Consider the following 15,407-nt stretch of genomic DNA (forward strand, 5'->3'; position numbering starts at 1 on the left):
GCCCGCTGCTGCGCCGAGCGCAGCATCACCCGCGACAGCTCCCGCCGCGCCGACGGCCGTACCGGGCGCTCCCGGCGCGTCACCGCCGCCTGGCCAGGCCCAGAACGCGCCGCCCACCGTTGCGCCAGCCTTCACCCGCGCGCCGCAGGTGACCGCGCCGCTGCCGGCGCCTCCACCGCCGGAACCCGGCGTGAAGGCCATCAGCGCGGGGGGCGTCGCCCCCGGCGCTCCCACCCGTATGGAGGATTTCCGCGGCCAGCGCCGCGAAACCCAGCAGGGCGGCCGCACGGTCTTCACCGAGCCGGGCCGGATCATCGTGGTCGATCCCGGCGGACAGCAATATGTTCGGCACAGCGAGGTCAACCGCTTCCGTTATGGTGCGCGGGACATCCAGACCCGTACCGTCGGCGGCGAGACCCGTACCGTCGTGATCAGGCCTGACGGCACCCAGGTGATCACCGTGGTCGGCCCGGACGGCCAATTGCTGCGCCGGATCCGCCGCGACCAGCGCGGTCGCGAGATCATCATCATCGACAACAGCTTCCGACGTCCCGGCGTGGGCATCGGAATCGGCGGCTTCTTTGTCAACCTCGCGCCGCCGGTGGTGCGGATTCCCTACAACCGCTACATCGTCGATGCGGAATACGCCGAGCCGGAGTTGATCTACGACACCCTGATTGCGCCGCCGGTCGAGCGCATCGAACGGCGCTATTCGCTGGACGAAATCCGCTACAGCCCGACCGTGCGCCAGCGGATGCCGAGCATCGACCTCAACACCATCACCTTCGAAACCGGGTCGTGGGAAATTCCGCCGGATCAGGCATCCAAGTTGCAGGCGATCGCCGATGGCCTGAACCGGGCGATCCAGCGCAACCCGCGCGAGGTGTTCCTGATCGAGGGCCATACCGACGCGGTCGGCAACGACGTCGACAATCTGTCTTTGTCGGACCGCCGCGCCGAATCCGCGGCCACCCTGCTGACGCAGCAGTTTGGCGTGCCGCCGGAAAACCTGACCTCGCAGGGCTATGGCGAGCAGTACCTCAAGGAGCAGACCGACGGGCCGAGCGTGATCAACCGGCGCGTCACCATCCGCAACATTACCCCGCTGCTCAATGGCGGTCAGGCGTCGTTGCCGCCGCCCCCGCCCGGCATCGCACCGCCGCGCCGATGAGCCGGATCGACCACGCATAAGGAATGGCCGGGAGCGATCCCGGCCATTCTTCGCTTCAGGCGCTCAACGCCCGCGGCGGCACGCAGGCCTCGCAAATAGCCCTGGCGTGCCGGTGATCGGTGCCACAGCAGCCGCCGAGCAGACGCATCATCGGAAAATCCCCGCGAAGCTGCCGGTAGCGGCGCCCGAGGTCGGACGGATCGCCGGAATCCAGCGTCTCGGACTCGTCGAGTTCCGCGTGGCTCTTGGTCGAGGCGTTCGCCCTGACCCCGTGGATGCGTTGCGTCCAGGCTTCCCCCGCCTTCAACGCATTCTCGAAATGCGAGGGATGGGCGCAGTTGATCAGGAAGTATTCCGGCGCGCCGCCGGTCTCGCGGTCGACGGCCTCAATCGCCTCCCGCAGCGTTTCGCCGTTCACGAGGCGGCCGTCGGTCTCCACCGTGAACGAGATGGCCGCGGGAATCCGCAGCGCGCGCGCCGCCCGTGCAATCCCGATCGCTTCATTCACCGTATTGAGCGTATAGCCCGTCACCATGTCGGCCCCGCCCTCGACGAAGGCGGCGATCTGCGCCCGGTGATAGGCCTCGGCTTCCCTGGCCGTCATGTTGCCCGATTTGTAGCCATCGCCGCGCGGGCCGATCGCGCCGCTGATGACGCAGGGCGCGCCCGGCCGTTCCCAGCCGGCCCGCAATTCCTCCAGGAACGCGATCGAGCCAGCATTGATCGCCCTGAGCGCGGGCGCATCGTAGCCAAGCTTCGCGCCCCAATCCGGATTGGCCCGCCATGTCGGGCTGTCCAGCACGAAGCCCAATCCGTGGTCGCGGGCGACCGCCAGATAGCTGTCGTAGTAGCGCTTCAATTGCTGCCGCCCCTCGGGACGATCGAGCAGCACAAAGGCGGCGAAGTGCGGCAGGTCGATCCCCTCCTGGAAGATCAGCGTGGTTTCCATGCCGCCATCGGTAAGGAAGGTGCCGCCGCGGCGTTGCGGCAGATCGTGTCGGTATTTGGCCATTTCAACTCTCCGAGAAATTTGGATGCCGCGGATAGGTATCCCCCACCTCGGTCAGGTCCGGCGATGTTGTTGCCTCATAGTGTCGCGGCCGCCTAGGCGGCTTGCGGTACGGATGAACCCGGAGCCTCGAAATGATACGAATTCAAATGCTTGTGGCTAAGGCCCATAGCCGGCGCGCCGGGCGACAACGGAGAAACCGTACCATGAGTGCAGTTTTGGAGACCCGGACGGGAAAGGGCGAGGCGACACGCGAGCGAATTCTCGAGATTGCGGAAGCGTCCGTGCTTGCGAAAGGTTTTGGAGCGACCTCGATCGACGAAGTGATCGCTGAAGCCGGCCTCACCAAGAGCGGCTTCTTCTACCACTTCAAGGACAAGAACGCGCTCGCCCGCGAGATGGTCCGCCGATACGTCGCGACCAACGACCGGCTGTTCGACGAAATCTTCGCGCGCGGTCATCAGCTTTCCGACGACCCGCTGCAGGCTTTCCTTATTTCTCTGAAGCTGCTTGCTGAAACCATGGGCGACCTGCCGAACGGCCATCCCGGCTGCCTGATTGCGAGCATCTGCTATCAGGAGCGGCTGTTCGACCGCGAGGTGCGCGAACTCATGGCGCAATCGGTGCGAGGCTGGAACGCGCGCTTTCGCAATATCCTCGACGGCATCGCATTGGTCCACCCGCCGCGGGAGCCGGTCGATCTCGATGATCTCGCCGATATGCTGTCCTGCGTCATCGACGGCGGCATCATCATGTCGAAATCGCTCAACGATCAGAGCCGTCTCGAACGGCAGATCCTGCTCTACCGAAGCTGCATCAAGCTGATGTTTGCCGCGCCGCCGGCTTCCTGACGGACAAGAGCGGCCGCGCCCAGCTATTGACCGGCGGCGGCAAGACCGAGCGCCTCCGCCATGACGCGGAACACGTCGGTGTTGTCCATCGAGCCGTGGACCCGTTCGCTGCCCGGTCCGGTCGCGGTCAGGATGACGTCCTCGCCGGAATGCACGCTGGCGCCCATCATCGCCGGCAGGTTGCCGAAGCGGAGCACGACGCCGGGGACGTCCTTGTATTTTTCGTTGGGCTTGAAAGTGCCGGGATCGTCGTCCTTGACGGTCGGCTCGTTGGGATTGTCGAGCTTCGGGCGGAAGGTTTCGTAGTGGTCGGGCAGGCTCGCCGAAAAGATCGCCAGCCGCCGGCTGACGTCGACGCGCGCCGGATAGCCTTCGGCATCGGGCGTGGGATAATTTGGAAATCCGGCTTTTTCATACACGCCCACCCGCTCGCGCAGCGGCACGTTGGGCGTCGTGCTCATGTCGTCGTTGATGGTGCCTACAAGGCTGTTGGGATGATTGTGGTCCGCCAGCACCAGGATCAGCGTGTCGTCGCCGCGCGCTCGCGCCCATTTGCGGGCGAGGGCGACCGCGTTGTCGAGCATGATGGTGTCGTAAACCGCACGCTCCATGTCCATGAGGTGCGCGTATTTGTCGATCATCCCTGACTCCACCATCAGGAAAAAGCCGGCCTCGTTCTTCGACAGCACGTTGAGCGCGGCTTGCACCTGCTCGGTCAGATCAGGCTGGTCGGGGAATTTCTTGACGCCGCCGCCCCTCAGGAATTTTCGATCCAGCGCGCCGTCCATGTTTCCTGGAGCGAACAGGCCCAGCAATTGCCGCGTGTCGGACCTGGCGTTCAGCGCCTCCAGTTCGGTCTTCGTCGTCGCAACCGCGTAACCGGCGTCGCGGAATCTGGCGACATAATCGACGTCGTCCTTGCGTTTGGACCCGGGCGCGGCCTGCGGCAGGAAGTTCGCCGCGCCGCCGCCCATCAAGACGTCGGGTCTCGCCGCAAAAAACTGTTCGACGATCTGGTCGTAGGCGGCGCGGCGGCGGGTGTGCGCCACCATCGCCGCCGGCGTGGCATCCTCGACCTCGGTATTGGTGACAATGCCGATGGCCATGCCGCGTCGCCGCTTCGCGAGACTCGTGATGGTCTCCACCCTGGGGTCATCGAACGGATTTGCGGTGCGGTCGGCATAGACACCCATGGCGTTGACGGCGGTCTTGTGGCCGGTGGCGTAGGCGCTGGCGGCATTCGCCGAATCGGTGATGATCGAATCCGAACCGGCGGTCGCCACCAGCGCCATGTGCGGCATGTCGTCGATCGCAAGCTTGCCGAGGCTCTTGCCTTCCGCGATCCCCTTGGAGAGCAGGCGGGCGGCGACGCGGTGCGCCGGCGACAGCCCGTCGCCGATGAACAGGATGACGTTCTTCGCCTTGCGCGGCCCGGTGTCGTACACCGTCCAGGCGACGCTGCGGCTGCGCACGCCGTCGCTGGCTTCGACCTTGACCTCGCCCGGCCTGTTCAGCGTCACGCCGCGAAGCACGAGCGCGGACTGGTCCTTGCCGTCTTCGCGCTCCACGAACGTGCCGGGCTGGCCGAACGCCACAGCGTGGTCTTCGCCGTTCACGGTCACTTTCAGCTTCGACGGATCGACGCGATCGGAAAATTCGATCTTGAAATCGAAGCGCGCGCCGGCGAGGACCGCCGCGCGGTCGATCGGATAAATGGTCTGGGCAAGCGTCGGACATGCCGAGAGCAGGGCGATAAGGGTTGCAGCCGCGATGGGTTTGATCATGGAGTCGCACCGTTTCCGAACTGAAGCAAAGCAAAGCGCGGCCGGCCCTGGGGCCGGACATGGCTTCGCCCTCATCGTAGCGCGGCCGCATGACAACCCCGTTACAATTCATCCGGATGCGCCGACAGCGCCGGCGCCATTCAGCACTTGTCGCTGTCGAGCCTGAAGATGTCGGAGCCTTCCCTGGTCGAAAGCAGACCCGTCTTGCCGTAGATATCCAGCTTGGCGCGGGTATCGGCGATGTCGAGGTTGCGCATGGTCAGCTGGCCGATGCGGTCCGCCGGCGTGAACGCCGCGTCATCGACCTTCTCCATGCTCAGCCGCTCCGGCTGGTAGGTCAGGTTGGGGCTCTCGGTGTTCAGGATCGAGTAGTCGTTGCCGCGGCGCAGCTCGAGCGTGACCTCGCCGGTGACCGCGCGCGCCACCCAGCGCTGCGCGGTCTCGCGCAGCATCAGGGCCTGCGAATCGAACCAGCGGCCCTGGTAGAGCAGCCGGCCAAGGCGCATGCCGCTGATCCGGTATTGCTCGATCGTGTCCTCGTTGTGGATGCCGGTAACCAGGCGCTCATAGGCGACGTGCAGCAGCGCCATGCCAGGAGCTTCGTAGATGCCGCGGCTCTTCGCCTCGATGATCCGGTTCTCGATCTGGTCGCTCATGCCAAGACCGTGCCGGCCGCCGATCGCGTTGGCCTCGAGGAACAACGCCACCGGATCGGAGAAATTCCTGCCGTTCAGCGCGACCGGCTGGCCCTCCGCAAAACGCACCGCGACCGTTTCGGCCTTGACCGCACAGTCATCGCGCCAGAACGGCACGCCCATGATCGGATTGACGATCTTGATGCCGCTGTCGAGGTGCTCGAGATCCTTGGCCTCGTGGGTGGCGCCCAGAATGTTGCTGTCGGTCGAGTAGGCCTTTTCGGCGCTCATCTTGTAGGCGAATCCGTTGGCGGTCATGAACGCCGACATTTCCGCGCGCCCGCCGAGTTCGTCGATGAACAGCTGGTCGAGCCAGGGCTTGTAGATCCGTAAGCCCGGATTGGTCAGCAGGCCGTAGCGGTAGAACCGCTCGATGTCGTTGCCTTTGTAGGTGGAGCCGTCGCCCCAGATATTGACGCCATCCTCTTTCATCGCCGCGACCAGCATCGTGCCGGTGACGGCGCGCCCGAGCGGGGTGGTGTTGAAATAGGCGATGCCGCCGGTGGAGACATGGAAGGCGCCGGACTGGATCGCGGCGATGCCTTCGTGGACCAGCTGCATGCGGCAATCCACGAGGCGGGCTTTCTCCGCGCCGAACTCCAGCGCTTTGCGCGGAATCTCGTCGTAGTCGGCCTCGTCGGGCTGGCCGAGATTGGCGGTATAGGCAAAGACGCGCGCGCCCTTCTGCTTCATCCAAAGCAGGGCCGCACTGGTGTCGAGACCGCCGGAGAAGGCGATGCCGACCTTTTCCCCCTTGGGGAGGCTTTTCAGGATCGTGCTCATGGACCTTCCAATCGGTCGAAATGGCGGATGTCGTCTGCGGCCTTTGTGCGCGCATATCAAATTTGGGGGCGGCGGGCACGCGATTAATGAGCCTCGCGATCAGCCTTGTATTCAGCCTTGGCGTGCTACCCGGCGACCGGGACCGGATTATCCCGCCTCGCGGCCGCGCCAGCGCCGCCATAGCCGATAGCCGGGCCAGCCCCAGCGCGCCAGCGCGGCCTCAATCTGCGCATCCGAGCGCCGCGTCGATGGCCAGCGGTAGATCCAGGCGTAAGCCAGCCAGATCACCAGGAAGCTCACCAATCCAGCGGCGGCGACGTCGGTGAAGAAATGCCCGCCGAACGCCATCCGCAGCACCGAGGTCGCGACCCCGAACACGGTGGCCGCCGCATAGGCCAGAGGTCGCCACGCCGGCGGCGTCAGCGCCGCCGGCGCGTAGGTCCAGAACGCGGTGGCGCCCTCGCCGGAGAAGAACGAGCAGTTCCGCCCGCAAGCCCCGCGCGGATCCCACCACGGCACGAACTGCCAGGGACCGTTGAACTCGGTCACCACCACCGGCCGCGGCCGCCCCCAATAGCTCTTGAAGACGACATTGGTCAGCACCACCGCGGAAAGCAGGATCGTGACCAGCAGAAACACCGCCGCCCGTCCCGGGATCAGCATCGGCCGGTCCGGCCGCACCAGCTTCGCCACGATGGCGATCAGCGAGGGCAGCGCCAGCGCCCATGCGATCCACATCGCAGCGTCGCGCACGAACTCGGCAAGCCAGCTCTGCTTCAGTGGAAACGATGCGCTGGCGGGATCGTAGAACAACGCCGCCAGCTTCAGGTCGAGTTCGGGGTAGATCGCAAACAGCAACCCGGCGACGAGCGCGAGGCCGAGAGCGGTGAAAAGTCCTGATCGATTCATGGCGCGGGGTTTAGCCGAGGCGACTGGTCTTGAAAAGCATCACAGCGACGGCATTGGCGGCGGCGGGCGCGAGGGGAGCGGCGGCGCGCGCCAGGCGCCGGCGGTACGGCCGGCGATCAGCCAATAGACGAGGCCGGCGACGATCCCGGCGCCGGTCATGATTTCGAGATGGCGGCGGACGATACCGTCGAACCGCATGATCTGCGGATCGAACGGGACCAGACCGAGATAGCAGGCCGCGCCGACGATGGCGCCGCCGACCGCATAGGCGAGCACGCTGCGGATGCTGAAGGCTTCGGTAACGAGGACGACGACCAGCGCCGGCAGTAGCGCAAAGCCGGACAGGAAGATGAAACCGAACCCGAGCACGACGTTGATGGCGTCCTGATCGATCGGGCCATAGCCGAGATCGCTGAATTCCGGATACAGCACCGTGCCGACCACGATCATCCCCGCCACCAGGCAGGCGGCAAGGAATGCGAACAGGATGACGAAGACGCGGCCGACCAGCGCCATCGCCCTCAATCCGTCATCGCCATGGCGCGCAGCGCCTGGCGCTCGCGCGCGGAGAGTTTTTCCGTCTCCGACTTGAGCTGGCCGCAGGCCGCCAGAATGTCGCGGCCGCGCGGGGTGCGCACCGGTGAGGAATAGCCGGCGTCAAAAATGTACTCGGAGAATTTTTCGATCTGGTCCCAGTCCGAGCATTCATACTTTGTGCCCGGCCATGGATTGAACGGGATCAGGTTGATCTTGGCCGGGATGCCCTTGAGCAGCTTCACCAGCAGCTTGGCGTCATCAAGGGAATCGTTGACGCCCTTGAGCATCACATATTCGAAGGTGATGCGCCGCGCGTTCGACGCGCCCGGGTAATCGCGGCAGGCCTGCAGCAATTCGGCGATCGGATATTTGCGATTGAGTGGCACCAGTTCGTTGCGCAACTCGTCGCGCACGGCGTGCAGCGAGACCGCCAGCATGACCCCGATTTCGTCGCCGGTGCGCGCGATGTTGGGCACCACGCCCGACGTCGACAGCGTGATACGGCGGCGGGAAATGCCGACGCCTTCATTGTCGGCGACGATCAAGAGCGCGTCGCGCACCGCGTCGAAATTGTACAGCGGCTCGCCCATGCCCATCATCACAACATTGGTGACGAGGCGACTGCCGGTCGGCGTCTCGCGGTCGGCCCAGTCGTTGAGGCGGTCGCGCGCCACCATGACCTGGCCGACGATTTCGCCCGCGGTGAGGTTGCGCACCAGCCGCTGGGTGCCGGTGTGGCAGAACGAGCAGGTCAGCGTGCAGCCGACCTGCGAAGAGACGCACAGCGTGCCGCGATCGGTTTCGGGAATGTAGACGCACTCAACCTCATGCGCCCTCTGGAATGCATCGCCACTCGGCAGCCGCAGCAGCCATTTGCGGGTGCCGTCGCTGGAAATCTGCTCGGCGGCCACCTCGGGGCGGTCGACGGTAAAATGCTGCGCGAGTTGCGCGCGCATTTCCCTGGAAATACTGGTCATCTCGTCGAATGTCCTGGCGCCGCGGACATACATCCAGTGCCAGAGCTGTTGCGTGCGCATCTTGCGCTGCGCGGGCTGAACGCCGATCTCGCCCAGCCGCTGCGCGATCTCGGCGCGCGACAGGCCGATCAGCGACGGTTTGGTAGGAGGGATGTAAGTTTCAAGCGGAAGCTTTTCCAACGGCGAATTCGCCCCGGAACCGGCCGCGCTGGCGCTGGTCAAGATGTCGGTCATCGCCATCAGATAGGCTTTCCGGCGACCGCTGGAAAGCCTCCAAATGCATCGATTGCCGGCTTACTGCCGCCTAGCGCTTGCAATCCTGCGACAGCCGGTCGAGCGCCTGGGACAGCCCCTTCAGCGAGAAGATGTCGGTGGTCTCGGTGCCCTTGGCCGACAGACCCTTGACGGTGAGGTCGGAGGACTTGCGCATGGCATCGACCAGTCTTTCTTCCTCGGCCGCGTTCTTGATCCAGAGCCCGTCGCCCTGAGTGTACATCGCATAGGATGCCCCGCCGACTTCGAGCAGGGATTCCGAACCCGGCTTCAGCGCGTAGCCGATCATGATCGAGACTTCGTTAACGACTTTCTCGGCCGGGCGCGTCGAGACGAAGGCATAGGCCGGATCGCGCGGGCGATTCGGCGGGTTGGTCTTCGACGAAGACGGCTTGGCCAACGCGAAACACACCTTCCTGCCGTTTGGCGTCGCGGTGTAGGCGCCCCAGGTGCCGTACTGGCCGATCAGGGTCGGCTCCGCGCCGCCCGCTGCCGATGTCGCCTCCGGCTTCGCCGCGGACTTGGCCGCCGGCGCGGGCTTGGGTGATTCTTTCGCCGCGTCCTTGGCTCCCTTCGGGGCAGAGCCTTGCGCGTGCGAAAGCGATATCATCCCGCACAACGCCGTCATCGCCATCAGAAATGTCAGGATTCGCCGCACGGACAACTAGTTCCCTCATCATTGTGACTGGAAGATGGCCCAAGGGCGCATCGTGCCGCCTGCGATGGATAGCCGGGAATTGCTTTTTTGGGAAGGCGGTTACAGCTTTCCCCACTGCCGTGTGCGAACCATTCTCGATCTGCGGTCTTCTCCGCAAACCTTACCAAAACCTTACCGGCGAACTCGTCATATAGTCGTGGACTCAACCCTTCGCGCGGCCCTCGCGCTGCCGCGCCCATTGCGCGTCGGTCCACTGCAGCAGATCCTCAGCGCCGGAGCTGCGCAGATGCGAGCCGCCGTCCTGCACCACCATCTCGCCATTGATATAGCCGGCCTGGTCGGAAATCAGGAAGCTCGCCAAATTGGCAAGCTCGCCATGTTCGCCGGCGCGGCCGAGCGGGTTGCGGTGCGACCAGCTCTCGTCGCGGCCCTGGGGACGCAGTTGACCCGAAGCTCCCGGGGTCGGGAACGCGCCGGGCGCGATCGCGACCGTGCGCACGCCCTTCGGACCCCATTCGACCGCCAGGCTTTTCGTCATCGCAAGCACGGCGGACTTCGCCATCGACGACGGCACCGTGAAGGCGCGGCCGGTGATCGTCGATGTCGAGAGAATGCTCAGCACCACGCCCTCGTGTCCGCCTTCGATCCAGCGCTTGCCCGCGGCGAGCGTGCAGTACATCGTGCCGTGCAGCGTCGGCGCCAGGATCGCGTCCGCCGCGCGGAACGACAGATGCTCGGTCTGCGCGATGAAGGTTGCGGCGGCATTGTTGACCAGCACGTCGAGCGGCGCCTCGCGCCAGACCTCGTCCATCAAGGCATCGACCGCCGCGCCGTCGCGGATATCGCACCTTGCCACCGCGACCTTGCCGCCGAAATCAGCGCGCATCTGCGCCGCGGTCGCCTCCAGCAATTCGAGCCGGCGGCCGCAGATCACCAGCTCCGCGCCGAGTTCGACGAAGCGGCGTCCCATCGCAGCGCCGAGCCCCGAGCCGCCGCCCGTGATCAATATCCGCTTCCCAGCCAGCAAACCCTTTTCAAACATCGTTTGAATCCCCTCGATCGCCATAAGCCCACGCATCCGAAACGGATTGTAGCCCGGCTGCAAATCCGGCATGAAGCATCAAGCCTTCCTTTTGCGTCTGAAAATCAGGTGTGTCCATGAAAGCCATCCTCTGCACGCAGTATTGCCAACCCGACGATCTCGTGCTGGCCGAGCTGCCGGATCCCGTGGCCGAGCCGGGCCAGGCGGTGATCAGAATCAAGTCCGCGGCGCTGAATTTCTTCGACATCCTGATGATACAGGGCAAGTACCAGATCAAGCCGCCGTTTCCGTTTTCGCCGGCGGCCGAAGTCGCGGGCGTGATCGAAAGCGTCGGCACCGGCGTCACCGAGCTGAAGGTCGGCGACCGCGTGGTGGCGTCCTGCGGCCATAATGGCGCGCGCGAAAAGATCGCGTTGCCGGCGGATACGATCGTGAAGATTCCCGACAATCTGGATTTCGATCGCGCCGCCGGGATCATCATCATCTACGGCACTGCGCTGCACGCGCTGGAAGATCGCGCCAGCCCCAAGCCCGGCGAGACGCTTGCCGTGCTGGGCGCCGCCGGCGGTACCGGCCTTGCGGCCTGCGAACTCGGCAAGCTGATGGGCCTGAAGGTGATCGCCTGCGCGTCATCGGACGAGAAGCTCGAGTTTGCGAAGGCGCATGGCGCCGAACTCACGCTGAACTACGCCAAGGAAGATTTGAAGGAAGGGCTGAAGCGGCTGACCGGCGGCAAGGGTGTCGACATTGTCTTTGATCCGGTCGGCGGCAGCTATGCCGAGGCGGCGCTGCGCGCCATCGCCTGGGAGGGACGGTTCCTGGTGATCGGCTTTGCGGCCGGCGACATACCGAAGATGCCGCTCAATCTGGCTCTGCTCAAGGGCTGCGACATCCGCGGCGTGTTCTGGGGCGCATGGACCCGGCTCAACCAGAAAAAGAACCGCGCCAATCTTGAAAAGCTCGTCAAGTGGACCGCGGAAGGCAGGATTTCCTCGCACGTCGACCGCACCTTTCCGCTGGCGCAAACCGCCGAAGCGCTGAAAGTGCTCGCCGGCCGCAAGGCGATGGGCAAGGTGATCCTGCATCCCTGAGTCACGGCGCGCAGGCGCCGCCGCGCCTCGCTCGGCGTTTTCCGAACGGCAGTCTTCGCCATGATCGATACGCCGCGGCCCCTGCGCGTCGGGGCCCGCTGACCGGCGACGCGCGTCGTCTCGACGAGATGACCCGCGCGATGTTCGCGTACTGTGTCTATCGGATGCGAAGCTCCGCCCCAATCAAACCAAGATATCTCCCAATTCGCGCGAGCTCAGGTCGTCTTTTGAGCCCATTCCGCGTGCGAGTTTAGCGCCTGGTAAAGCGGGGGTCGGATGCGCCGACAATAGCCAAGAAACGAAGAAACAGCGCGGCGGTGACGCTCGTTATTGCGTTCAGGAGTGGGGAGATCGCCATGGTGGAGAATACGAGGCTGGCTCGGTCCAGAGAAGCGCTCGACAGGTTCGATGAAGCCATCCGCGATCCTCGATTGTATGAGGAGCAAAGATATGACGAGCGGCACGAGCGACCCCACGCGCTGTCCTACGAGCCGGACGAGGCCGCGCCGGGTGAGCCGCCGCCACACGCCCCGGTACCGCTCTTCCTCTCCAATCATGAGGATCGATTCCAGCAGGAGCTTTCCCGGTACACCTTCGCAAGCGGCGGTGAGTTTGCGAGCGGCCGCCTGAAGAAGTCACGGCTGCCGCGTATCGCGACCGGCGTCGTTTCGATATCGGCGATAGGCGCCCTGCTCGCGTTGCTGTCGATCGATTCGACGCGTGCCGTGATCTTCCGGGGCTCGCTCGGCGGCAGTGTGCCTGCTCAATTCGGCGCGGTCCAACCGGAACCGGCCACACCAGCGCAGCAGCGCATCGCCGCGCCGCCCGTCACAGCACCGTCCGCTACATCGCCGCCGGTAACAGCAGAAGCTTCGGCGCCTGACGCTGCCGCAGCCCGGCGCTCGCCGGCCGACGCCATGGCCTGGGCGTCGCCGACACGCGATGAAATCGCCGCTGCCTATCAAGGAACGACCAGGAGCAAGTCGGCGCCTGAGCCGGCAGCGCGCGAGGCCGCCCGTGAGGCGACCTCGACCGCCCCCGCGGTCCGCGAGGCCGCGCCGGCAACCCGCGAAACCGCACCGACACGACGGATCAATCCGGACGAACTCGCCGCGCTCCTGAAGCGGGCCAAGGGCCTGCTTGCGATCGGCGACATCGCGTCTGCGAGGTTGCTGCTCGAACGGGCGGCGGACGCGCGCGAAGCCGAGGCCGCGCTGATGCTGGCCGGAACCTATGACCCGCAGGTGCTGGGTAGCCATGACATGCGCAGCGTTTCGCCCGATCCCGCGGCGGCGCGGGTCTGGTACCAGAAGGCTGCCCAACTCGGTTCGGCCGACGCACAGCGCCGTCTCGGCCAGCTGCAGCGATAGCGACCTCTCGAAGAAACCGAAACCACTCGAACGATATGACGCAGGGGGTTACATGCGACGCTTATTTGGAATGGCCTTGCTTGCCGTGACGGCGACTTGCGGCCCGACCGCCCGAGCCGCCGATACCGAATACGACCCGGCCAAGGTCAGTGAAAGTCTGAAGGCCATTTTCCAGTTCGGTTCGGTCGCCACCAAGCAGGCGCTGAATGCGAATACGGTCACCCTGATTTCCGGCACGATCGGCGGCACCTATGTGCAGTTCGGCGCCGACCTCGCCTCCGTGCTCGACGACGGAAACAAGTTGCGCGTACTTCCGATCGTCGGGCGCGGTTCGGTGCAGAGCGTCGCCGACATCCTGTTCCTGCAGGGCGTCGATCTGGGGATCGTGCGGGCCGACACCCTCGACTACCTCGAAAGGAAGGGCTTCGCAAAGGACATCAAGAAGCAGTTCACCTATGTGACCAAGCTCTACAATGAAGAGATGTACGTCATCGCTTCGAAATCGGTTCGCAGCCTGAGCGACCTTAACGGCAAGAAGGTCAGCGTCGACCTTCCGAACGGCGGCACCTTCGTCACCGCCGCGATCGTGTTCGAACGGCTCGGCATCAAGCCGAGTTTCCTCTATCTCGAACAGCGCATCGCGATGGAAAAGATGCGCGCCGGCGAGATCGACGCGGTGGTTGCCGTGGGCGGCAAGCCGTACAAATCCGTCGCCGCGTTCAAGGACGACCGCTTCCATCTGGTCCCGGTGGATTACTCGAAGCCGTTGCAGAACGACTATTTGCCGGCGAGCCTGACGGCCAAGGATTATCCGAACCTGATTGCGGAAGGTGAAAGCGTCGACACCATCGCGGTGCCGGCGGTGCTGGCCGCCTATAACTGGGCGCCCAACACGGAACGGTACCGCAAGCTGGCCCAGTTCGTGGACGCCTTCTTCACCAAGTTTCCGACCTTCCAGAACCCGCCCTTCCATCCGAAGTGGAAGGAGGTTTCGCTGTCGGCGCCGTTGCCGGACTGGCAGCGGCTTCCGGTTGCCGAGCAATGGTTGAAGAGCCGCAACATCGAGGCCGTGACGCGCGCCAAGTTCGACGACTTCCTGAAACAGAGCCCGGCGACAGCCGCAACGGTGAAGACGGGCGCCGACAAGGAAGCCCTGTTCAAGCAGTTTCAGGCCTGGGAAGCCGAGAGGAACGCCAGGGCGCAGGTTCGACCGGCGGCTCGATAACCGCCGGCTACTGCGTCACATCGGCGGTGTCGATCCCGCGCTTCAGCGCGGCGCGGGCGGCCTCGCGATGCACCTCGGTGATGTGGCCGGCGACCAGGCGGATGGCGGTCGCCAGCACCGCGGCGTCGTCGGTAAAGCCGAGTAGCGGCAGCATGTCCGGCATGAAATCGAACGGCAGGATGAAATAGGCGACGGCGCCGAGCAGCGCCGCCTGAACGTGGCGCGGGGTCTGACTGTCAAACGCGCAATAATAGGCGGCGAGCAAATCCTCGGCGAAGGGCAGCTTCGCCACCACCTGCTTCAGCTTGACCCAGAAGCGCCGACGCACGCCCTCGTGGTCCTGCGCCAGCTGTTCGGCCGGCTCGAAACCCGCGCCATGATCGGAAGATACCATCGCAACGCTCCTTCGAATCCGCCGCGGCGAATCGCCCCCGCTCGGCTCCGTTACGAAGAACAGTTGGGGTTGTCCGGCGGCAGCCGCAAGATCGCCGCCCGGGAACTCAGGAGACCCCCAATTGTCGGGCGATCGCGTTCATGGCCCTGGCCAGATCGATGTCGCGCCGGGTGACGCCGCCGGCATCATGGGTGGTCAGCACCACTTCGACCGTCCTGTAGACGTTCTTCCATTCCGGGTGGTGATCATTCTTTTCGGCCACCAGCGCGGCGCGGGTCATGAAACCGAAGGCTTCGTTGAAATCCTTGAAGGTAAAGGTCCGGGCGATCGCCTCGCGGCCGGCCGTCTCGGACCAGCCGGAAAGCTCCGTCAACGCTGAATTCCGCGCCTCTGCAGACAGCCGCTCCGTCATGACCACCTCCGCTTGCTCGCTGCCGCTACCATAACACCTGGGTGGGTCGTGGCGAGGCGCCAAAAATAGGCCGCAGACCGGCCCAATGCCATTTTGGTGGACGATGGTAACCATGACGCAGATGTCACCACGGCCTGGCAAGAAGTTTGCTAAGAATATTCGGTTAAGCGTGCCGGCGACGTGACCTTTCACATCTAACGATGGTCCAGGGATTGATGACCGACGC

16 protein-coding genes are annotated in these 15,407 nt (G+C 64.9%); 5 read left to right on the top strand and 11 right to left on the bottom strand.

Going from position 1 to position 15,407, the window contains the following annotated elements:
- Window positions 1–1,171: OmpA family protein (locus Q0D31_RS06245; protein WP_291846892.1), on the top strand; the 1,171-nt coding region annotated here is incomplete at its 5' end.
- Window positions 1,172–1,226: 55 nt separating this feature from the next.
- On the opposite strand, the gene Q0D31_RS06250 is transcribed toward Q0D31_RS06245, so the two are convergent.
- The gene (locus Q0D31_RS06250; protein ID WP_291846895.1) at window positions 1,227–2,183 is read right to left on the bottom strand and encodes a homocysteine S-methyltransferase family protein; all 957 of its coding nucleotides are present in this window, start codon (window positions 2,181–2,183) and stop codon (window positions 1,227–1,229) included.
- A 203-nt stretch (window positions 2,184–2,386) separates the two neighbouring features.
- On the opposite strand from Q0D31_RS06250, the gene Q0D31_RS06255 reads away from it, so the two are divergent.
- Window positions 2,387–3,031 (top strand): TetR/AcrR family transcriptional regulator, encoded by a 645-nt coding sequence (locus Q0D31_RS06255; RefSeq protein ID WP_291846898.1) that lies wholly within the window; start codon window positions 2,387–2,389, stop codon window positions 3,029–3,031.
- Between the two features lie 23 nt (window positions 3,032–3,054).
- Here the strand turns inward: Q0D31_RS06255 and Q0D31_RS06260 are convergent, their stop codons facing one another.
- The 8 genes from Q0D31_RS06260 to Q0D31_RS06295 form a co-directional block, all read right to left on the bottom strand.
- Window positions 3,055–4,815 carry an alkaline phosphatase gene (locus Q0D31_RS06260; protein WP_291846900.1) on the bottom strand — a complete coding sequence of 587 codons (1,761 nt, stop codon included), beginning with the start codon at window positions 4,813–4,815 and terminating at the stop codon, window positions 3,055–3,057.
- A gap of 140 nt (window positions 4,816–4,955) precedes the next feature.
- A complete protein-coding gene (gene argG / locus Q0D31_RS06265) occupies window positions 4,956–6,293 on the bottom strand; it encodes an argininosuccinate synthase (protein WP_291846904.1) in 1,338 nt (445 codons plus the stop codon).
- 147 nt (window positions 6,294–6,440) lie between these two features.
- Complete coding sequence (locus tag Q0D31_RS06270; RefSeq protein ID WP_291846908.1) at window positions 6,441–7,202, bottom strand: phosphatase PAP2 family protein; 762 nt, start codon at window positions 7,200–7,202, stop codon at window positions 6,441–6,443.
- A gap of 39 nt (window positions 7,203–7,241) precedes the next feature.
- The gene (locus tag Q0D31_RS06275) at window positions 7,242–7,718 is read right to left on the bottom strand and encodes a hypothetical protein (protein ID WP_291846912.1); all 477 of its coding nucleotides are present in this window, start codon (window positions 7,716–7,718) and stop codon (window positions 7,242–7,244) included.
- Between the two features lie 5 nt (window positions 7,719–7,723).
- Window positions 7,724–8,950, bottom strand: a complete 1,227-nt coding sequence (rlmN, locus tag Q0D31_RS06280; RefSeq protein ID WP_291846915.1) for a 23S rRNA (adenine(2503)-C(2))-methyltransferase RlmN — start codon at window positions 8,948–8,950, stop codon at window positions 7,724–7,726.
- A 70-nt stretch (window positions 8,951–9,020) separates the two neighbouring features.
- Window positions 9,021–9,599: an invasion associated locus B family protein gene (locus tag Q0D31_RS06285; protein ID WP_291848125.1), complete on the bottom strand. Its 579-nt coding sequence runs from the start codon at window positions 9,597–9,599 to the stop codon at window positions 9,021–9,023.
- Between the two features lie 250 nt (window positions 9,600–9,849).
- Window positions 9,850–10,689: an SDR family oxidoreductase gene (locus tag Q0D31_RS06290; protein ID WP_291846919.1), complete on the bottom strand. Its 840-nt coding sequence runs from the start codon at window positions 10,687–10,689 to the stop codon at window positions 9,850–9,852.
- A complete protein-coding gene (locus tag Q0D31_RS06295) occupies window positions 10,682–10,807 on the bottom strand; it encodes a hypothetical protein (RefSeq protein ID WP_291846922.1) in 126 nt (41 codons plus the stop codon). Before Q0D31_RS06295 ends, Q0D31_RS06290 begins: the two co-directional genes overlap by 8 nt.
- Between Q0D31_RS06295 and Q0D31_RS06300 the strand changes: the two genes are divergently transcribed.
- From Q0D31_RS06300 to Q0D31_RS06310, 3 genes are all read left to right on the top strand, one after another.
- Window positions 10,806–11,780, top strand: a complete 975-nt coding sequence (locus tag Q0D31_RS06300; protein ID WP_291846926.1) for an NADPH:quinone oxidoreductase family protein — start codon at window positions 10,806–10,808, stop codon at window positions 11,778–11,780. The genes Q0D31_RS06295 and Q0D31_RS06300 overlap by 2 nt on opposite strands.
- Before the next feature lie 356 nt (window positions 11,781–12,136).
- On the top strand, window positions 12,137–13,150 hold the full coding sequence (locus Q0D31_RS06305; RefSeq protein ID WP_291846930.1) for a hypothetical protein: 1,014 nt from the start codon (window positions 12,137–12,139) through the stop codon (window positions 13,148–13,150).
- Window positions 13,151–13,202: 52 nt separating this feature from the next.
- Entirely contained in the window at window positions 13,203–14,375 is a 1,173-nt protein-coding gene (locus tag Q0D31_RS06310) for a TAXI family TRAP transporter solute-binding subunit (RefSeq protein ID WP_291846933.1), read from the top strand.
- Window positions 14,376–14,382: 7 nt separating this feature from the next.
- Here the strand turns inward: Q0D31_RS06310 and Q0D31_RS06315 are convergent, their stop codons facing one another.
- Both Q0D31_RS06315 and Q0D31_RS06320 read right to left on the bottom strand, forming a co-directional pair.
- Complete coding sequence (locus Q0D31_RS06315; protein WP_291846936.1) at window positions 14,383–14,769, bottom strand: YkvA family protein; 387 nt, start codon at window positions 14,767–14,769, stop codon at window positions 14,383–14,385.
- Window positions 14,770–14,875: 106 nt separating this feature from the next.
- Window positions 14,876–15,181, bottom strand: a complete 306-nt coding sequence (locus tag Q0D31_RS06320) for a 4a-hydroxytetrahydrobiopterin dehydratase (protein ID WP_291848128.1) — start codon at window positions 15,179–15,181, stop codon at window positions 14,876–14,878.
- Window positions 15,182–15,407 lie beyond the last annotated feature (226 nt).

Source organism: Bradyrhizobium sp., from assembly GCF_022844465.1.
GTDB lineage: Bacteria > Pseudomonadota > Alphaproteobacteria > Rhizobiales > Xanthobacteraceae > Bradyrhizobium.